The sequence below is a fragment of the Methylopila turkensis genome, from assembly GCF_027922325.1.
GTDB lineage: Bacteria > Pseudomonadota > Alphaproteobacteria > Rhizobiales > Methylopilaceae > Methylopila > Methylopila turkensis.
The window spans coordinates 178,419-196,764 of sequence record NZ_BSFL01000005.1; the positions used below are offsets into that span (position 1 = coordinate 178,419).

The window sequence follows — 18,346 nt, forward strand, 5'->3', positions numbered from 1 at the left end:
GGATCAGATGGTCTACAAGCGCCAGATCGGGCGGCTGCCCATCGTCCCCGCGGACGCCAAGCAGCACAACGTCACCTGCCACTACTGCATCGTCGGCTGCGGCTACAAGGCCTACACCTGGGACGCGCGGTACGAGGGCGGGACCGACCCGAAGTCCAACGCCTTCGGCGTCGACCTCGGCAAGCAGCAGGTCCAGGACACGGAAGCCTGGTACGCCCCGTCGATGTACAACGTCGTCCGCCAGGACGGCCGCGACGTCCACATCGTCATCAAGCCCGACAAAGGCTGCGTCGTAAACTCTGGCCTCGGCTCCGTGCGCGGCGCGCGCATGGCGGAGATGAGCCACTCGAAGACGCGCGGGACCCAGCTCCAGCGCCTGACCGACCCGCTCGTCTGGCGCTACGGCCAGATCCAGCCGACGAGCTGGGACGACGCGCTCGACCTCGTCGCCCGCGTGACCGCGGCGGTGATCGCCGAGCAGGGCGAGGACGGCCTCTTTGTCTCGGCCTTCGACCACGGCGGGGCCGGCGGCGGCTACGAGAACACCTGGGGCACGGGCAAGCTCTACTTCGAGGCCATGAAGGTGCGGAACATCCGCATCCACAACAGGCCCGCCTACAATTCCGAGGTCCACGGCTCCCGCGACATGGGCGTCGGCGAACTGAACAACTGCTACGAGGACGCCGAGCTCGCCGACACGATCGTCTGCGTCGGCAACAACCCGCTCGAGGCCCAGACCAACTACTTCCTGAACCACTGGATGCCGAACCTGAACGGCATGTCGGCGGCCAAGAAGAAGGCGACGTTCGGGGACGAGCCGACCGAGCGCGGCCGCATCGTGTTCGTCGACCCGCGCCGCACGGTGTCCGTCAACGCCTGCGAGACCGCGGGCAAGGACAACGTCCTCCACCTCGCGATCGAGTCCGGCACCGACCTGATCCTGTTCAACGCCTGGCTGAGCTACGCGGCCGAGAAGGGGTGGATCGACAAGCCGTTCATCGAGGCCTCCACCAAGGACTTCGACAAGGCGCTCGCGGCCAACAAGGTCTCGGTCTCGGAGGCCGCGAAGGCGACGGGCCTCTCCGAGGCGGACATCGTCAAGGCGATCACCTGGATCGCGGAGCCGAAGGGCGGAAGCTACAGGCGACGGACCATGTTCGCCTACGAGAAGGGCCTGATCTGGGGCAACGACAACTACCGGACCAACCAGGCGCTGGTGAACCTCGCGCTCGCCACGGGCAACGTCGGCCGACCGGGCGGCGGCTGCGTCCGCATGGGCGGGCACCAAGAAGGCTATTGCCGCCCGTCCGACGCCCACGTCGGCCGTCCGGCTCCCTACGTCGACAAGCTGCTGATCGAGGGCAAGGGCGGGGTCCACCACGTGTGGGGCTGCGACCACTACAAGACCACGCTGAACGCCATGGAGTTCAAGCGCGTCTACAAGCAGCGGACCGACCTCGTGAAGGACGCGATGAACTCGGTCCCGTACGGCGACCGCGACGCCATGGTCGAGGCGATCATGGGCGCGATCCGCAAGGGCGGCCTGTTCTCGGTCGACGTGGACATCGTCACCACCAAGATCGGCGCCGCGGCGCACGTGATCCTGCCCGCGGCGACTTCCGGCGAGATGAACCTGACCTCCATGAACGGCGAGCGGCGCATGCGGCTCACCGAGCGCTACATGGACCCTCCCGGGCAGGCGATGCCGGACTGCCTGATCGCAGCCCGGCTCGCCAACAACCTCGAGCGCGTGTTCCGGGCCGCGGGCAAGTCGGACGTTGCCGACAGGTTCAAGGGCTTCGACTGGGAGACCGAGGAGGACGCCTTCAGGGACGGCTACCACTCCCACGAGGGCGGCGGCGAGCACGTCACCTACGAGCGGCTCCGCACGATGGGCAACAACGGCTTCCAGGAGCCCGCGACCGGGTTCCAGGACGGCAAGATCGTCGGCACCAAACGCCTCTTCGCCGACGGCAAGTTCAAGTCGAAGGACGGGAAGGCGACGTTCGCCGAGACCCCGTGGCGCGGGCTGCAGGCGGCGGGCAAGCAGGCCGAGAAGGACAAGTTCCCGTTCCTGATCAACAACGGGCGCGCGAACCTCGTCTGGCAGAGCGCCTACCTCGACCAGGCGGACGAGTTCGTGCAGGACCGCTGGCCGTACCCGTTCGTCGAGATGAACCCCGACGACATGGCGGAGCTGAAACTCGGCGAGGGCGACCTCGTCGAAATCCACAACGACAACGGCGCGACGCAGGCCATGGCCTACCCGACGCCGTCGGCCAAGCGCGGGCAGGCCTTCATGCTGTTCGGCTATCCGACGGGGGTGCAGGGCAACGTGGTGTCGGCGGGCGTGAACGAGTTCGTCATCCCGAACTACAAGCAGACCTGGGGCGCGATCCGGAAGATCTCCGACGCGCCCGAGAGCGTCAGGAACGCGAGCTACAAGTCCAAGGAGTACCGGGCCTAAGGTGTCGGGCGCCGGGACGGCAAACCTCCCGGCGCCCGATCGTCGCTCACGCGGCGCCCCTCGCGAGCAGCACGTAGCCGAAGAGGACGACAGCGGAGCCGAGCCCCGCGATCCGGAAGGCGTTGCGGGAGGTCCCGCCGACGCGCGCCACGGCGTAGGCGACGAGCGTCGCGGCCGCGAGCATCGCGACGGGCGCGGCGGCCAGCAGATCCTGGCCGGCGGCGTTGCGTTCGGCGCCCCAGCGGCCGAGATCCATCGCCGTCGCCGCCAGGGCGAACGCCGCCATCACGCTCCATAGGGCCTGTCCGGGGATCCTCGACATCTCGCTCCTGCGGCTCGGAGGCCAATCCGGCGACCATCGGCGTTGACCCCGCTTCCTCGCTCATATAACGATACATCGAGTATTCTCGATATCTAGTCAAATGTCGTAGGCCACGCATGAACGCCATGACCAAGCCGGGGGCCGGCCCCGCCGACTCCGGACCGATGACCGAGGAGGATGTCTCCGCGGTCGAGGCCCTGTCGGCGCTCGGTCAGGTCACCAGGCTGCGCATCTTCCGCATGCTGGTCTCGCGCGCCCCGGAAGGCCTTCCGGCGGGCGTGATCGCCGATGCCGTCGGCTGCCTGCAGAACACCCTCTCGACGCACCTCGCGATCCTGTCCCGTGCGGGCTTGGTCAAGGGCGTCAGGGACGGCCGCTCGATCCTCTACAGCGCCGACCTCGAGGGCATGCGCGGCCTTGTCGGCTACCTGCTGACCGACTGCTGCAACGGCCGCCCCGAGGTCTGCGCGCCAATCTTCGAAACCCTCCAGGGGAGCTGCGGATGCGGCCCCCGTCCATCCGACCGGGAGAAGAACGATGGATGCGACTGAAGCCCAGCGTCCCTACAACGTCCTGTTCCTCTGCACGGGCAACTCCGCGCGCTCGATCATCGCCGAGTGCGTGATGAACCGGGAGGGCCAGGGCCGCTTCAAGGCGTTTTCTGCCGGGAGCCATCCGCGCGGCGAGGTCAACCCCTTCGCGCTCGACTTGCTCAAGCGGACCAATTTCGACGTCTCGGGCCTCCGCTCGAAGTCCTGGCACGAGTTCGCCGAGCCCGGCGCGCCGGAGCTCGATTTCGTGTTCACCGTCTGCGATGACGCCGCCGGGGAGGAGTGCCCCTACTGGCCCGGACAGCCCATGTCGGCGCACTGGGGAATGGAGGACCCGGCAGCCTTCCAGGGCTCGGACACCGAGAAGGCGCTCGCCTTCGCCGACACGATGCGCGGCCTGACGAACCGCATCTCGATCTTCGTCAGCCTGCCGCTAAAGACCATCGACAAGCTGTCGCTGCAGCGCCGCCTCGACGAGATCGGCAAGGCCCACCCGTCCGCCGCCTAAGACCCTCGAGAAGAACGAGCCGATGTCCCTGTTCGAACGCTACCTGACCGTCTGGGTCTTCCTCTGCATCATCGTCGGCGTCGCGCTCGGCTACGCGGCGCCCGGCTTCTTTCAGGCGATCGGCGCGCTCGAGGTCGCGAGCGTGAACCTGCCCGTCGCGGTGCTGATCTGGCTGATGATCATCCCCATGCTGATTAAGGTCGACTTCGCGGCGCTCCGCGAGGTCGGCTCGCACTGGCGGGGCATCTCGGTGACGCTGTTCATCAACTGGGCGGTGAAGCCGTTCTCGATGGCGCTGCTCGGTTGGCTGTTCATCGGCTGGCTGTTCCGGCCCTACCTGCCCGCGGACCAAATCGACAGCTACATCGCCGGGCTGATCCTTCTGGCCGCGGCTCCCTGCACAGCAATGGTGTTTGTGTGGTCGAATCTCACCAAGGGCGACCCGCTGTTCACGCTGAGCCAGGTCGCGGTAAACGACGCGATCATGATCGTCGCCTTCGCGCCGATCGTCGCGCTTTTGCTCGGGCTGTCGTCGATCACCGTGCCGTGGAACACGCTGATCCTCTCGGTCGGCCTCTACATCCTGGTCCCTGTCATCGCGGCACAAATCCTGCGCTCGCGGATCCTCGCCTCCGGCGGCGAGGCGGCTCTCGGCAAGCTGCTTTCGGCGATCCAGTCGCTGTCCCTCGTCGCGCTGCTCGCGACGCTGGTCCTGCTGTTCGCCTTCCAGGGAGAGCAGATCATCGCGCAGCCCGCGGTCATCGCGCTGCTCGCCGTGCCGATCCTGATCCAGGTCTACTTCAATTCTGGGCTCGCCTACCTGCTGAACCGCGCGACCGGGGAGGCACACTGCGTGGCCGGCCCCTCAGCGCTGATCGGCGCCTCGAACTTCTTCGAGCTCGCGGTGGCAGCCGCGATCAGCCTGTTCGGCTTCAAGTCCGGGGCGGCGCTCGCCACCGTCGTCGGCGTCCTGATCGAGGTGCCCGTGATGCTCTCGGTCGTCTGGATCGTGAACCGCTCGAAGCCCTGGTACGAGGCCCGCGGCGTCCGCGCGGTCGCCTCGCAGCAGAAGACCTGAGGAGGTCGTCATGACCGAGGCCGTCACCATCTGGCACAACCCGGAATGCGGCACGTCCCGCAACACGCTGGCGATGATCCGCGCTGCGGGCATCGAGCCGACCGTCGTCGAGTACCTGAAGGCGCCGCCGACGCGCGAAGAACTGGCGAAGGCCATCGCAGCCGCCGGCCTGACGCCGCGCGAGGCCGCCCGGGAGAAGGGGACGCCCTTCGCGGAGCTCGGGCTCGGCGATCCGTCAGTCACCGACGACGCGATCATCGACGCGATGCTGGCGCACCCGATCCTGATCAACCGCCCGTTCGTGTTCACCTCACGCGGCGTGCGTCTCTGCCGCCCCTCCGAGGTCGTGATCGAGATTCTGCCTGCGCCGTTGGCTGTGGACTTCACCAAGGAGGACGGCGAGGTCGTCCGAGCGGGCTGAGCCGCCGCCGACGACCTTGGCCGCCCTCAGTGCCGCCAGACCTTCCCCGCGGACACCAGCAGGATGACGGCGAGCAGCGGCAAGAGCAGGCCTGATGGCACGACCCCGAGCAACAGGCCGCCTATGAACGTGCCGACGACCGAGCCTGCGGCCATGACCAGCAGGAACGGCTTGTTGCGGCCGAGCACGGAGAAGGACTGGTCGCGGCTGTAGCGGGTGAAGCCGACGATCATGGTCGGCAGGCTGACTGCGAGCGACAGGCTTCCGGCGAGCTTGATGTCTGCGCCGAACAGCAGGACCAGCGTCGGGATCAGCAGTTCCCCGCCGGCGACCCCGAGCAGGGAGGCCACGACCCCGATGACGAAGCCCGCGGCGATCCCGGCGACGACCAGCGTGGCGCCGGAGAACGGCGGCGAGCCCGCGGTCGCGTCGTGCCCGAACAGCAAGACGATGGCGATCAAGACCAGCAGGACCGCGATGACCTTGTAGAGCGTCTCCGAGCGGAGCCTGGTCGCCCAACCTGCGCCGAGCCAGGCCCCGAGCAGGCTGCCCGCCAGAAGGTTCAGGATGATTGGCCAGTTCGCCATCACGTCATCGAACGGCACGCTCATCGCGCGGAACGGCAGAGCGGTCGCGACCACGACGAGGCTCATGGCCTTGTTGAGGATGACCGCCTCAAGGGCCGCGAAGCGGAACACCGAGATCAGCAGAGGTAGCCGGAACTCCGCGCCGCCGAGGCCGATCAGTCCGCCGAGCGTGCCGATGACGGCGCCGCCCGTGAAGGCTGCCGCCGGACGATGCTCGGCCGCTCCGGTGGAACGGTCGGTCGACTGGATGGTCATCGCTTGAGCTCCCGGGCAGTCGGTAGGGCCGGCCGCTGCGATGTCATTGCCGAATAGGTCCCTGCGGGCAATGGAGACAACGGCCTCAGACCCAACAACGAGAGCGAAGTCGATTTGACTTCCGTCCATTTGTCGATGTACGTCGACATATGGACAAATCAGAAGTCATCGACGCCTTCGGGGCGCTCGCCCAGCCGACGCGCCTCGACGCGTTCCGGTTGTTGGTGATGCACGAGCCTGACGGACTTCCGGTCGGCGAGATCGCGCGCGGCCTCGACGTCCCCCACAACACCCTCTCGACCCATCTGGCGATCCTGGCGAGGGCCGGCCTCGTGAAGTCGGAGCGCCGGAGCCGGCTCGTCGTCTACCGCGCCGACCTGGACGCGGTTCAGGGGCTCGCCTCGTTCCTGCTGAAGGACTGCTGCGCCGGGCATCCGGAGGTCGCCGCGGCCTTCGCGGCCACGGCCTCGTCCTGCGGCGCAGCGCCCAAGAAAGGCGACCGCTCGTGACAGACCTTCCGAACCTCGACGAGGCCTCGTTCCAGCCGACGGACCTCTCCCGGCTTCACGGCCCCCGCTCGACCCATCCACCGCGCGTCCTGCTGCTCTACGGCTCGCTCCGGCCCGTCTCCTACAGCCGCCTGATGACGCTGGAGGCCGAGCGCCTGCTGAAGCGGCTCGGCTGCGAGACGCGCATCTACGACCCCGCAGGCCTTCCGCTGCCGGACGACGGCCCGGCGGACCACCCGAAGGTCGCCGAGCTGCGCGAGCTGTCGCTGTGGTCGGAGGCGCAGGTCTGGACCAGTCCCGAGCGCCACGGCGCCATGACGGGCGTGATGAAGTCGCAGATCGACTGGATCCCGCTCTCGGTCGGTTCGGTCCGGCCGACGCAGGGGCGCACGCTCGCGCTCATGCAGGTCTCGGGCGGCTCGCAGTCGTTCAACGCCTTGAACCAGATGCGCGTGCTCGGCCGCTGGATGCGGATGCTCACGATCCCGAACCAGTCGTCGGTGGCGAAGGCCTTCCAGGAGTTCGGCGAGGACGGCCGGATGAAGCCGTCGGCCTACTACGACCGCGTAGTCGACGTGATGGAGGAGCTGGTGAAGTTCACGCTGCTCACCCGTGACGTCTCCGACCACCTGACCGACCGTTACAGCGAGCGGAAGGAGAGCGCCGCGGCGCTGGAGGCCCGGGTCGACCTCAAGCGGGCAGTCTGAGGCGTGGGGACGGCGTCGGCGCCGCCCGGCGGCAGGATCGCGGTCCCGTTGCTCGGGATCGCCCAGATCGTCTCCTGGGGATCGAGCTTCTACCTGCTCGCGGTGCTGGCGGCCCCGATCTCGGCCGACACCGGATGGCCGCTCGCGTGGGTGGTCGGCGGCGGATCGATCGGGCTGCTCTGCTCAGGCATCGCCGCGCCCTTCGTCGGCCGCATGATCGACGGCTTCGGCGGGCGGCAGACCATGGTGGCCGGCTCGCTGCTGATGGGAGCGGGTCTCGCCGCGGTCGGGTCGTCGACCGGGCTCGCGACCTACCTGCTCGGCTGGGCGGTGCTTGGATTCGGAATGGGCGCCGGGCTGTACGACGCGGCGTTCTCGACGCTCGGCCGGATCTTCGGGGCGTCGGCGCGGCGCGCCATCACCAACCTCACCCTGTTCGGGGGCTTCGCCAGCACGGTCTGCTGGCCGATGTCGGCGCTCGCGGTCGAGCATGTCGGTTGGCGCGGCGCCTGCTTCATTTACGCCGCCGTCCAGATGCTCGTCATGGCGCCGGCGCTGTTCCTCCTGTTACCGCGCGAGGCGCGAAAAGCCCGGGCCGCACCCGACCGTGCCGGCGCCGGCATGACGACCTCCCGCGAGCGCCGGACCTTCCTGCTGCTGGCCGCGATCCTGATGGCGAACGGCGCGGTCCAGACGACGGTGTCGGTGCACCTGCTGACGATCCTGCAAGCGCAGGGCATGGCGCTCGCGGCGGCGGTCGCGGTCGGCGCGCTGATCGGTCCGTCGCAGGTCGGCGCCCGCGTGGTCGAGATGCTCGTCGGAGACCGTCTCCACCCGACCGCAACCCTTTCATGGGCCGGGGCGCTGGTGGCCGTCGGCGTGGTGCTGCTCGCGCTCGGCGCGGGTCCCGCCGCGGTCGCCGTCGTGCTTTACGCCGCCGGGAACGGCGTGTGGTCGATCGCCCGCGGTACGGTCCCGCTCGCGCTGTTCGGCGCCGAGCGTTACGCGGTCGTCATGGGGCGGCTGGCTGCGCCAAACCTGGTCGTGCAAGCGGCCGCGCCGTTCGCGGCAGGGTTTGTGATCTCAGCCGCCGGGACTGACGCGACGCTCGGCGTGTTGGCCGTGCTCGCTGTCGCCAACCTGACCGCGACCGTCGCGCTCGCGCGCAGCCGCTGACGAGACGCGCGATTAGCAGAAGCTGGCTCGTTGCCCGGAAGCGGACCTTCGCGGCGCTACCGCCTCAAAACCGGAACCGGCCCGTAGGCGGGTGCTCGGTCAACATGATGTTTATTGGAGATTGCAATAACGACTCGCCCGAAAGACCGCGCCTGTTGTCTCCTACCGGCCTTCCGTTGGATGCGGAAAAGAGAACAGGGCTAGTGGGGAAACATGACACTCGTCAGGGTTATCGAGATTGAAAATTTTCGGAGCATCAAATTTCTGCGGTGGCAGCCCTTCGCGGGCATCAACTGCTTGGTCGGCCCCGGCGACAGCGGTAAATCCACGGTTCTTGATGCGCTGGACTTCTGTATAGGCGCGCGGCGAACCCTGCCGATGACGGACGCCGAGTTCTGCGGGCTGGATGTCGAGAAGCCGGTGCGGATCAGCGTCACGCTGGGCAACCTTCCCGACGAGCTGAAAAATATCGACAGCTATGGGCTTTACCTACGCGGCTTCAACGCTGCGGACGGGACGATCGCGGACGAGCCGGAAGCAGGCCTTGAGACCGCTCTTACCGTCCAGCTGCTTGTGGAGAGCGATCTTGAGCCGCAGTGGACGTTGGTCTCGGCACGGGCGGCGGCGCAAGGGCAGTCCCGGTCCTTGAACTGGGCCGACCGGGTGAAGATCGCGCCGACGCGTCTTGGTGCCGTCAACGACTACAATCTCACATGGCGGCGCGGCTCAATTCTGAATCGCCTCTCCGACGAAAGGGCCGACGCCTCCAAGGAGCTGGCGAAGGCTGGGAGGGATGTCCGACTCGCATTCGGAGCGCAGGGCAGCGAGCAACTCGCCAAGGCGCTTGCTGCAGTCACTGACACCGCAAAAAAGCTGGGCATTCCCATTGGGGCCGAAGCGAAGGCGCTGCTCGATGCCTCATCCGTCTCTTTTTCAGGCGGCACGATTTCCTTGCATGATGAAACAGGCGTGCCGTTGCGCGGGCTGGGATTGGGATCAACCCGGCTCCTGATCGCAGGCTTGCAGCGGCAGGCATCGGCGCAGGCTTCGATCATCCTGATCGATGAACTGGAGCACGGACTGGAGCCGCATCGCATCATTATGCTGCTGCAGGCGCTCGGCGCGAAGGACAACCCAGCGCCTCTGCAGGTTTTCATGACAACCCATTCGCCGGTCGCGGTGCGTGAGCTGGCCGCGACCCAACTGCATGTCCTGCGAAGACGCGGCGACCAGCACTGCGCGCTGGCCGTTGGCGGCGCGGGCGACGTGCAGGGCACCATCCGGCGCTTCCCCGAGGCGCTTCTCGCCAGTGCGGTCTTTGTCTGCGAGGGAGCAAGCGAAGTCGGGCTGATGCGCGGCTTCGATCAGTGGCGCGTCGCCAATGGGCACGTTTCGCTCGCCGCTCATGGCTGCGCGCTGGTCGACGGAGGCGGCAGCGAGCTGTTCACCCGTGCGCTCGCATTTCAGGCGCTTGGCTACCGTGTTGCGACACTCCGCGACAGCGACGTGCATCCTACGCCGGAGTTCGAAGCGCAGTTCGCCGCAGCAGGCGGCCAGACTTTCCGGTGGCGCAACGGCCGCGCACTGGAAGATGAGCTCTTTGAATCCGTCGGGCCGCACACGGTTTCGAAGCTTGTCGAGTTAGCGGTTGCGGAAAAGGAGGAAACGCTCGTCAACGAGCATATAAAGTCCGCGTCCACCAACGCGAAGGATCTGGCCGCAATCCGGGCCGAGTATGCTGCCGGCATCACTCCCGCCAGCCGGACGCTCCTGGGCGCGGCATCGCGCTTCAAAGGGCAGAAGGGCTGGTTCAAGTCCGTGGGCGCCATGGAGCACGCAGCGCGTGAAATCATCGCGCCGGAGCTGCCGCAGGCGATAGACCTCGCTGTCGGCCAGTTCATGGAACAGATGTTCACATGGATCGCCAATGGCCGATGATATCGACCTGCTAAACATAGCGCGGGGCCTGATTGTTGCGCCGGCGGGCTGCGGCAAGACGCAGCTGATCGCTGATGCCCTAAAGAGGCACCAAGGCCCGAAGCCCGTGCTGATCCTGACCCATACCAATGCTGGTGTCGTCGCGCTGCGGGCGCGGCTCGACAAGGCAGGCGTCAAACCGTCTGCCTACCGGCTGTCTACGATCGACGGCTGGGCGATACGCCTAATCGCCACATTTCCGGGGCGCGCAGCGTATAACCCGACCATCGTCACGGGCGCTCGCCCGAACTATCCGGCGATCCGCGCAGCGGCTGCAAGTCTACTGAAGAATGGTCACGTGAACGACGTCATCGCTGCGAGTTACGCGCGGCTGCTGGTAGATGAGTATCAGGACTGTTCGATCCGCCAGCACGCGATAGTCTACTACGCTTCAGCTATCCTGCCGGCATGCGTCATGGGCGACGACATGCAGGCGATTTTCGATTTCAGCGCTGACGACCCGCTCGCAAAATGGGGCGAACACGTTTGCGGGCATTTCCCCGCGGCGGGAACGCTTGAGACGCCGTGGCGGTGGATCAATGCGGAGTCGCAGGCCTTGGGGGCGTGGCTTCTCGATGCCCGCGCGCGAATGATCGCGCGGACCCCGGTCGACCTGCGCACCTTGCCGGCTCATGTCACGTGGATACAACTCGACGGGACGGCCGCGGACCATCCAACGCGCCTTGAGGCGTGCAAGACGCGCGCTTTGTCCGCTGCGGGTTCAGTCCTCATTATCGGCGAAGGCTCGAAACCCGACAGCCAGCGTCGTTTCGCCAGTCAGACGCCCGGTGCCGTCACAGTGGAGGCGGTCGACTTACGTGACCTCGTTACATTTGCAGAGGGACTGGATCTGAACGCCGGGGACGCGCTTCAGAAGATCGCGCTGTTCGCCGAGCAGCTGATGACGAACGTGGGCGCGAACGACCTTCTTCGCCGCACGGACACAATCCTGCGCGGCGCTGAACGCCGCGCGGCCTCTGCGGCGGAGACCGCGGCTATCGCGTTTTTGAACGAGCGCACTTATGGACGCGTCTCCGCTCTACTTGCGGAGATAGGCCAGGAGCCGGGTGTGCGCGCGTACCGTCCGGCCGTCCTTCACGCCTGCATAAGGGCACTCAACATGTGCAATTCTCAGGAGGGCCGGTCATTCCGGGAAACGGCCGTCATGATGCGCGAACAGAACAGGCTGCTTGGCCGTCCGCTGCCGCGGCGTGCAGTGGGAAGTACGCTGCTCCTGAAAGGGCTTGAAGCAGAAGTCGCCGTAATCCTGAATGCCGACGATCTCAATGCCCGCAATCTGTACGTCGCCATGACGCGGGGCTCCAAAAAGATTGTCGTATGTTCACGTTCGCCGCTGCTGACTCCGGCAATCTGACGCCAGGCATCTTCAGACAGGGATAAATCCGACGCGGTCATCCGGACCCGCCTCTTGCCCCGCGACCCGAGGGTGAGCTAACGCGATCCGATCTCGACTACCCGTCGCCAGTCGAAGTTCATATTTTCGGTTTCCGAGTAACCCCGGGGATTGCAGATCACGCGCGTTGGTGCGCCGTCCAGCGGTTCCACGACGTAATCGAACGACGCGTGCGTGTGCCCATGGATCCAGAGGTCCGGCTGTCTTCTGTCGATGAGGGAAGACAGGTCGGAAACAAACGCCGGCGTCAGCGCGTCGTCGGCCCAACGCTTCGCAATTGATCGAGGGTGCGGGGCGTGGTGCGTGACCACGACCGTCCGACCCGGGTGAGGTTCGGCAAGCTTGCTGTCGAGCCAGGCGAGGCTCAACTCATGCAGCGCCAGAGCGTCCCGTGGCTCGAAGTTGCGCGCGACGAAGCCCAGATGAGCGGGGTCCATCCAGATCTGGACGTGATCGCTAAGGCGCACCTTGATCGTCCGCATGGCTTGCCGTCGATTAGCCTGGTCTCCGTGAGCGAACAACAGGTAGTCGGTCCAAAGCGTGGCGCCGGCAAACCGGACGCCATCAATGACGACGTCGGCGTCATCGAGAAGGTAAAGGTTCGGGACAAGCGCGGCCTGAGCGCGCGCGACCCGACGGGCCTGCCCGATATACTCGCCATAGAACTCGTGGTTTCCGACGACGTAAACGACCGGCATCCGGCGGGCGATCGTGGCGGCGAGCCACGCGATCGCATCCTCGACGCCTTCGCAGACGTCGCCGGCGATGATCGCCACGTCTGCGTCAGGAATAGCGTCAGGAGTGATCACACCGGCGCTGGCGGCTTTCCTCGAAAGGTGCAGATCGCTCAATATCCAGAGCTTCATCTAAAATCCCGCGTCTTCACCTTGATCGTATCGATGTGAAGGTCGCGAATGTAGATGTCGCGCGGTCTGAGCCCTTTAGATCGCGGTCCACGCGGATCCGGCGTTGAGCCGTGATAGACTTCGTCTCCACGACCGTGCGGTACGGGGAACTCGCCTTCGCGTTCGCCGACGCTCGCGAGCTCGGCTGACAGGTTCGTCAACCTCTGGGCGACCAAGTGGACGACCTCGCCCTCGCGCTGCACGCGGCCGTAGACCGCGATCATGCCGGCGCTCAGTATCGTGCGGCGGTTCTTCTCGAACACGCTCGGCCAGACCACGAGGTTCGCCACCCCGCTCTCATCCTCGAGCGTGATGAACATGACGCCCTTGGCGCTGCCGGGACGCTGCCGGACCAGCACCACGCCGGCGATCTCGAGCCAGCGCCGGTCGCGCGCCTCCATCGCCTCCAGGCAGGTCACCATTCGGCGCTGCTTTAGGTCCTGGCGAAGGAACGCCACGGGATGGGCCCGCAGCGACAGGCTGACGTGGCGGTAGTCCTCGACGACCTCCCCGCCGGCCGTCATCGGGCGGAGCGCGACGGCAGGCTCGTCGACCTCACGGATCACCTCGAGCTCGTGGGCGGACGCCGCTGCGAAGAGCGGAAGCGGCTCGTCGCGCAGGCCCCGGATCGCCCAGAGCGCCTCTCGCCGCGCAAGGCCGAACGCCGGCCGGAACCCGTCGGCTTCGGCGACCTGGGTCAACGCCACCACGGGCACGCCGGCGCGACGCCACAGATCGTCCATCGACACGAACGGCCTGTCGCCGCGCGCTGCGACGATTGTGGCCGCATGAGCGTTCGACAGCCCCTTGGTCATCCGCAGGCCGAGTCGGACAGCGAAGCGGGTCTCGTCACCGGTCGGCTCAAGCGTGCAGTCCCATCGGGAAGCGTTGGCGCAGACGGGGCGGATCTCGACGCCGTGGTCCCGAGCGTCGCGGACGATCTGGGCCGGCGCATAGAAGCCCATCGGCTGGCTATTCAGGAGCGCGGCGCAGAACACGTCCGGGTGCCAGCACTTCAGCCAGGCCGAGGCATAGGCGATCAGCGCGAAGGACGCGGCGTGGCTCTCCGGGAAGCCGTATGAGCCGAACCCCTCGAGCTGCTTGAAGGTGCGTTCGGCGAACTCGGCCTCGTAGCCGTTCGCCACCATGCCGGCGACGAGCTTCTCCTTGAACTTCGAGACGCCGCCCGTGAACTTGAAGGTAGCCATGCTCTTGCGCAGCATGTCGGCTTCGCCCGGAGTGAAGCCCGCACACTCGATCGCGACCCGCATCGCCTGCTCCTGGAAGAGCGGGACGCCGAGCGTCTTGCCCAGAACTTTCTCAAGCTCGGGCTTGGGGAAGTGGACCGGCTCGAGCCCTTCGCGCCTCCGGAGATACGGGTGGACCATGTCGCCCTGGATCGGCCCGGGGCGAACAATCGCGACTTGGACCACGAGGTCATAGTAGGTGCGCGGTTTTAGCCGCGGCAGCATCGACATCTGCGCGCGGCTTTCGATTTGGAAGGTGCCGAGCGTGTCGGCCTTGCGGATCATCGCGTAGGTGCGCGGATCCTCGGCCGGGATGGTCGCGAGGTCGTAGGTCGCGCCCTTGTGTTCGGCGAGGAGATCGAGCCCCTTCTTCATGCAGGTCAGCATGCCGAGCGCGAGCACGTCGACCTTCATGAACTTCAGAGCGTCGATGTCGTCCTTGTCCCATTCGATGACCTGGCGATCGACCATCGCGGCAGGCTCGATCGGCACGAGGTCATCGAGGCGGTCATGGGTCAGAACGAAGCCGCCCGGATGCTGGCTCAGATGCCGCGGCGCGCCCATGAGCTGCCGGGCGAGATCGAGCGTCAGCCGCAGCCGGCGGTCGGAGAGGTTGAGGTTCAGCTCCTCGACATGGCGCTGCTCGACGCCCTGTTCAGACCAGGACCAGAGCTGGCCCGACAGCGTGCCGATCAGGTCCTCGGGCAGGCCGAGCGCCCTGCCGACGTCGCGGAGCGCGCCCTTCGCGCGATAGCGGATGACCGTCGAGCACAGCGCCGCGTGGTCGCGGCCGTAGGTCTCAAACACCCACTGCATGACGATCTCGCGCCGCTCATGCTCGAAGTCGACGTCAATGTCCGGCGGCTCCCGGCGCTCCTCCGAGACGAAGCGCTCGAAGAGGAGATCGTTGCGACCCGGATCGATCGATGTGATCCCGAGCACGAAGCAGACAGCCGAGTTCGCCGCCGATCCGCGGCCCTGGCAGAGAATGTCCCTTGACCGGGCGAAGCGGACGATCGAATTCACGGTCAGGAAGTAAGGCGCGTAGCTCAGCTTCTCGATCAGCGTCAGCTCGTGGGTAAGCGCCGCGCGCACGCTGTCCGGCAGACCTTCCGGATAGCGCTCTGCGGCGCCCTCCCAGGTGAGCTTCGCCAAGGTCTCCTGTGGGGTCAGCGTCGGGTCGTCGCGTTCCTCCGGGTATTGGTAGGCGAGCTCGTCCAGGCTGAAGCGGCAGCGGTCGACGATCTGCAGCGTTCGGGCGAGCGCTTCCGGATAGCGGCTGAACAGCCGGTGCATCTCTTCCGGCGGTTTCACGTAGCGGTCGGCGTGGCGCTCGCGCCGCTCACCCAGTGCGTCGATCGTGACGGTGTGCCGGATGCAGGTGACGACGTCCTGCAGCATGCGGCGCGAGGGCTCGTGGAACAGGACGTCGTTGGTGACGACGGTCGCGACACGCATTTGGGTCGCGAGGTTCGACAACTCGTGCAGCCGAAGCTGGTCGTTCGGCCGCCGGCGGAGCGTCAGCGCGAGATAGGCGCGATCGCCGAAGGCGTCGCGGAGCCGGCGAAGGCGAAAGGCGCAGTCCTCGTCCGCGAGGTCTGGAACCAAAATAGCGAGCAGCCCCTCGCCGTACGCCACGAGGTCCTGCCACTCAAGCCGGCACTTCGCCTTGCCGCCGCGCTTCTTACCCAACGACAGCAGCCTGCAAAGCCGGGAGTAGGCCGCCCGGTCGGTCGGGTAGACCAGCGCCGACATGCCGTCTGCGAGATCGAGTCGGCAGCCGACTACAAGCCGCACGCCCGTTACCTTGGCGGCCTCATGGGCGCGGACGATCCCGGCGAGCGAGTTTCGGTCGACGACCGCGAGCGCTTCGATCCCACAGACCGCGGCCTGCGAGAACAGCTCCTCGCAGGACGACGCCCCACGCAGGAACGAGAAGTGCGAGGTGACCTGGAGTTCGGCGTAGCGCGGGCCGCTCATCCGAACACGCCATGCACGAACCAGCGGTGCGATCCGGTCGCCGCGTCCTCTCCATCGCCGGCCCGGTAGAGCCAGTAGCGCTCGCCAGCGTCGTCCTCGACCCGAAAATAGTCGCGGACAGCTACGAGTTCGGCATCGCGCTTCCACCACTCGCCGAACACACGCTCCGGCCCATCGGCGCGCCGCACGCGCCGGCGGACGCCGCGCCAGGTGAAGCTGACGGGCGGATGATCGGGCAGCAGCGCGACCGTTTCCACGGGCTCAGGATGGGCGAGCAGCCGGGACGGCCGAGGCCAGTGACCGGGCCAGCCCGCGCCGCTGTCCGCCGCCATGGCTGGCACCCGGCAGACCGACCGCTCGGGAACATCGCTTGCAACAGGCGCCATCCGGTAGATCGCGCGCTCGCCGACGCGGTTCATTAACGTGTCCACGAGATCAGAGACGTCCGTGGCCGTCTCCTCGATCAGCGAGCTCGCCATCTGTTTGCGCCCGAATGGCTCGGCGACAGTGGCGGCCAGCGTCATCAGCTCGATGCCGAAGCCGGGCGCGATCGTCTCGATCTTGTCGCAGAGCAGGCGCGTCAGCCGCTTCACGTCGCGGACCGGCGTCGCCATGCCGACACGGACCGCTTGTGCGTCGTTGTCGACGCGGCGACAGATGAGGTCGAGCCGACGGGCGCCGAGGCCACCGTCCTCGAGCCGTTCGCAGAGCTCCACCACCAGCTTGCCGATGTAGCGGGCGATGGTCTCTGCCGCTCCGATAGGCTCAGCGAAGGCGCGACGGACCTCGATCAGGTCGGCAGGCCGAACCGGCTCGATCAGCTCAGCCGCGTCTCCGAGCGCCTGGTCGATACGACGGCCGAGCTCTGGACCGAAGCGCAAGGTCAGCGGCGCCCGGGGCTGCGCCAGGAGATCGCCGATGCGATCGAAGCCGAGCGTCCGCAACGCTGCCACGATCTGAGAAGCGATCCGAAGGGCTTCGAGCGGTAGGTCACGCAGGGCCGCCGCGCCGTGATCCGACGGCGCCACGACTGCTGGTCGCGCGACGTAGCGAGCGAGCGCATGGGCTGCGCCCCAGCTGTCGGCGACCGCGGCCTGCGCTGCGACCCCCGACATGGCGAGCCGCCCGATGAGGCCTTCGAGCATCGCGGTCTCGCCGCCATGGAGATGATCGGCGCCGGTCGTATCGATGACGATCCCGTCCGGCGGATCGGCTGTCACAATCGGCGAGAAGCGCAGCGCCCAGACCGCAAGGCGTTCGAGCGCCTCGGCGTCGGCTCGTGGATCGGCGTCCTGGACGAGCAGGCCTTGGACCAGCACCTGGGCCTTCGTGGCGGGCATGCCGACACGCACGCCCATGCTCTGCGCCATGACGTCAGCAGCGAGCACGACACGGCGGGAGCCCTGACGGCCAACAAGGACGAGCGGCGTCTCAGCCGGGGGCGCGACGTCGCCGGCCTGCCGCCGATAGCGATCCGTTGGCCAGGTCGGCAGGAAGAGCGAGACGACCCGTGCCATCGCACGCCTCCAGTTCGAAATCAGCGCTTTCGCCCGCCCGGGCCCGGATCAGCTCAACGAGCCATCGGTGTCGGCCTACGCCAGGGACCGGCAGCGGCGCGGATGGGACGACAGAGACCCGCCACCGGGTGGTCGCCGCGGTCGGTTGCCCGAAGTCCATCGCTTCTGCCTGTCGTCGCCACCGCCGAAGCGCAATGCCGATCGACCCTGTGCCTTCGGCTGCGAGCTGAAGGCGGCGGGAGGCCGTCATCGCAAGGCGGGCAAGCTCGCCGATGACGGCGCCGAGCCCGCCATGGCGAAGGCCTTCCTCCATGCAGGCGAGTACGGTCTTGTCGTCGCCGGCCTCGACGTAGATCACCCGGTCGGCGATGAGCCCCGCCTGTGCGATCGCCGGCGCGAACAGATCGGGTCGCGTAACGCACCAGAGGACCTTGCCCTTGGTGCGGGCGGCGACGCCCGCGCTGAACAAGGCGGCTGCCGCTCCGTCGATCGCGCCATTCCCCCCGCCCGCGACCTCATGCAACGCGCCGAAGGCAAGCCCGCCTCCAGGAAGGCGCGAATCGACGTCGGTGATCCCGAACGGAAGCGTCGAACGCGCGCGCTTCGAACGCCCCTCGATCCTCTCGATTTGGGCGCGCAACGAGTCTATGGCGGGCTCAGGCCGCACGTGTTTCGCCTTCCTCCATGGACAGCGCGGACGATGTCGTTCGCTATCTGTTCTAATT

The 18,346-nt window shown here is 67.1% G+C and carries 16 protein-coding genes; 10 read left to right on the forward strand and 6 right to left on the reverse strand.

Features of this window, described 5'->3' with window-relative positions; all coding sequences use genetic code 11:
• The first annotated feature begins 7 nt into the window (after positions 1-7).
• Positions 8-2,467 carry an arsenate reductase (azurin) large subunit gene (locus tag PKE78_RS17850; protein ID WP_271202276.1) on the forward strand — a complete coding sequence of 820 codons (2,460 nt, stop codon included), beginning with the start codon at positions 8-10 and terminating at the stop codon, positions 2,465-2,467.
• 46 nt (positions 2,468-2,513) lie between these two features.
• On the opposite strand, the gene PKE78_RS17855 is transcribed toward PKE78_RS17850, so the two are convergent.
• Positions 2,514-2,753, reverse strand: a complete 240-nt coding sequence (locus tag PKE78_RS17855; RefSeq protein WP_271202277.1) for a hypothetical protein — start codon at positions 2,751-2,753, stop codon at positions 2,514-2,516.
• A gap of 161 nt (positions 2,754-2,914) precedes the next feature.
• On the opposite strand from PKE78_RS17855, the gene PKE78_RS17860 reads away from it, so the two are divergent.
• From PKE78_RS17860 to arsC, 4 genes are read left to right on the forward strand one after another with little or no spacing between them, the layout of a single operon-like run.
• Complete coding sequence (locus PKE78_RS17860; protein WP_271202278.1) at positions 2,915-3,340, forward strand: ArsR/SmtB family transcription factor; 426 nt, start codon at positions 2,915-2,917, stop codon at positions 3,338-3,340.
• Entirely contained in the window at positions 3,327-3,848 is a 522-nt protein-coding gene (locus tag PKE78_RS17865; protein WP_271202279.1) for an arsenate reductase ArsC, read from the forward strand. The genes PKE78_RS17860 and PKE78_RS17865 overlap by 14 nt, the downstream gene beginning before the upstream one ends.
• 22 nt (positions 3,849-3,870) lie before the next feature.
• Positions 3,871-4,926, forward strand: coding sequence for an ACR3 family arsenite efflux transporter (gene arsB / locus PKE78_RS17870; RefSeq protein ID WP_271202280.1), 1,056 nt, complete (start codon positions 3,871-3,873; stop codon positions 4,924-4,926).
• A gap of 10 nt (positions 4,927-4,936) precedes the next feature.
• Entirely contained in the window at positions 4,937-5,347 is a 411-nt protein-coding gene (gene arsC / locus PKE78_RS17875; RefSeq protein WP_271202281.1) for an arsenate reductase (glutaredoxin), read from the forward strand.
• A gap of 26 nt (positions 5,348-5,373) precedes the next feature.
• Here arsC and PKE78_RS17880 read toward each other — a convergent pair whose 3' ends face one another.
• On the reverse strand, positions 5,374-6,189 hold the full coding sequence (locus tag PKE78_RS17880; RefSeq protein ID WP_271202282.1) for a sulfite exporter TauE/SafE family protein: 816 nt from the start codon (positions 6,187-6,189) through the stop codon (positions 5,374-5,376).
• Between the two features lie 149 nt (positions 6,190-6,338).
• Between PKE78_RS17880 and PKE78_RS17885 the strand changes: the two genes are divergently transcribed.
• The 5 genes from PKE78_RS17885 (at position 6,339) to PKE78_RS17905 (ending at position 11,933) form a co-directional block, all read left to right on the forward strand.
• Positions 6,339-6,698: an ArsR/SmtB family transcription factor gene (locus PKE78_RS17885; protein ID WP_271202283.1), complete on the forward strand. Its 360-nt coding sequence runs from the start codon at positions 6,339-6,341 to the stop codon at positions 6,696-6,698.
• Positions 6,695-7,405, forward strand: a complete 711-nt coding sequence (gene arsH, locus PKE78_RS17890; protein ID WP_271202284.1) for an arsenical resistance protein ArsH — start codon at positions 6,695-6,697, stop codon at positions 7,403-7,405. Before PKE78_RS17885 ends, arsH begins: the two co-directional genes overlap by 4 nt.
• A 48-nt stretch (positions 7,406-7,453) precedes the next feature.
• Entirely contained in the window at positions 7,454-8,581 is a 1,128-nt protein-coding gene (locus PKE78_RS17895; RefSeq protein ID WP_271202285.1) for an MFS transporter, read from the forward strand.
• Positions 8,582-8,794: 213 nt separating this feature from the next.
• Positions 8,795-10,519, forward strand: a complete 1,725-nt coding sequence (locus tag PKE78_RS17900; protein WP_271202286.1) for an ATP-dependent nuclease — start codon at positions 8,795-8,797, stop codon at positions 10,517-10,519.
• Entirely contained in the window at positions 10,509-11,933 is a 1,425-nt protein-coding gene (locus PKE78_RS17905; RefSeq protein WP_271202287.1) for a UvrD-helicase domain-containing protein, read from the forward strand. Before PKE78_RS17900 ends, PKE78_RS17905 begins: the two co-directional genes overlap by 11 nt.
• A 77-nt stretch (positions 11,934-12,010) precedes the next feature.
• Here PKE78_RS17905 and PKE78_RS17910 read toward each other — a convergent pair whose 3' ends face one another.
• From PKE78_RS17910 to PKE78_RS17925, 4 genes are read right to left on the reverse strand one after another with little or no spacing between them, the layout of a single operon-like run.
• Positions 12,011-12,838 carry a metallophosphoesterase gene (locus PKE78_RS17910; protein WP_271202288.1) on the reverse strand — a complete coding sequence of 276 codons (828 nt, stop codon included), beginning with the start codon at positions 12,836-12,838 and terminating at the stop codon, positions 12,011-12,013.
• Entirely contained in the window at positions 12,835-16,104 is a 3,270-nt protein-coding gene (locus PKE78_RS17915) for an error-prone DNA polymerase (protein ID WP_271202289.1), read from the reverse strand. Before PKE78_RS17915 ends, PKE78_RS17910 begins: the two co-directional genes overlap by 4 nt.
• A complete protein-coding gene (locus PKE78_RS17920) occupies positions 16,101-17,621 on the reverse strand; it encodes a Y-family DNA polymerase (protein ID WP_271202290.1) in 1,521 nt (506 codons plus the stop codon). Before PKE78_RS17920 ends, PKE78_RS17915 begins: the two co-directional genes overlap by 4 nt.
• A complete protein-coding gene (locus tag PKE78_RS17925; protein WP_271202291.1) occupies positions 17,536-18,288 on the reverse strand; it encodes an ImuA family protein in 753 nt (250 codons plus the stop codon). Before PKE78_RS17925 ends, PKE78_RS17920 begins: the two co-directional genes overlap by 86 nt.
• Positions 18,289-18,346: the final 58 nt, after the last annotated feature.

What these genes read in the sequence shown, in the direction of transcription:
- PKE78_RS17850 (WP_271202276.1), top strand. Translation starts at nt 8, where the DNA reads ATGGTCTACAAGCGCCAGATCGGGCGGCTGCCCATCGTCCCCGCGGAC.
- PKE78_RS17855 (WP_271202277.1), bottom strand. Translation starts at nt 2,753, where the DNA reads ATGGCGGCGTTCGCCCTGGCGGCGACGGCGATGGATCTCGGCCGCTGG.
- PKE78_RS17860 (WP_271202278.1), top strand. Translation starts at nt 2,915, where the DNA reads ATGACCAAGCCGGGGGCCGGCCCCGCCGACTCCGGACCGATGACCGAG.
- PKE78_RS17865 (WP_271202279.1), top strand. Translation starts at nt 3,327, where the DNA reads ATGGATGCGACTGAAGCCCAGCGTCCCTACAACGTCCTGTTCCTCTGC.
- arsB (WP_271202280.1), top strand. Translation starts at nt 3,871, where the DNA reads ATGTCCCTGTTCGAACGCTACCTGACCGTCTGGGTCTTCCTCTGCATC.
- arsC (WP_271202281.1), top strand. Translation starts at nt 4,937, where the DNA reads ATGACCGAGGCCGTCACCATCTGGCACAACCCGGAATGCGGCACGTCC.
- PKE78_RS17880 (WP_271202282.1), bottom strand. Translation starts at nt 6,189, where the DNA reads ATGACCATCCAGTCGACCGACCGTTCCACCGGAGCGGCCGAGCATCGT.
- PKE78_RS17885 (WP_271202283.1), top strand. Translation starts at nt 6,339, where the DNA reads ATGGACAAATCAGAAGTCATCGACGCCTTCGGGGCGCTCGCCCAGCCG.
- PKE78_RS17900 (WP_271202286.1), top strand. Translation starts at nt 8,795, where the DNA reads ATGACACTCGTCAGGGTTATCGAGATTGAAAATTTTCGGAGCATCAAA.
- PKE78_RS17905 (WP_271202287.1), top strand. Translation starts at nt 10,509, where the DNA reads ATGGCCGATGATATCGACCTGCTAAACATAGCGCGGGGCCTGATTGTT.
- PKE78_RS17910 (WP_271202288.1), bottom strand. Translation starts at nt 12,838, where the DNA reads ATGAAGCTCTGGATATTGAGCGATCTGCACCTTTCGAGGAAAGCCGCC.
- PKE78_RS17915 (WP_271202289.1), bottom strand. Translation starts at nt 16,104, where the DNA reads ATGAGCGGCCCGCGCTACGCCGAACTCCAGGTCACCTCGCACTTCTCG.
- PKE78_RS17920 (WP_271202290.1), bottom strand. Translation starts at nt 17,621, where the DNA reads ATGGCACGGGTCGTCTCGCTCTTCCTGCCGACCTGGCCAACGGATCGC.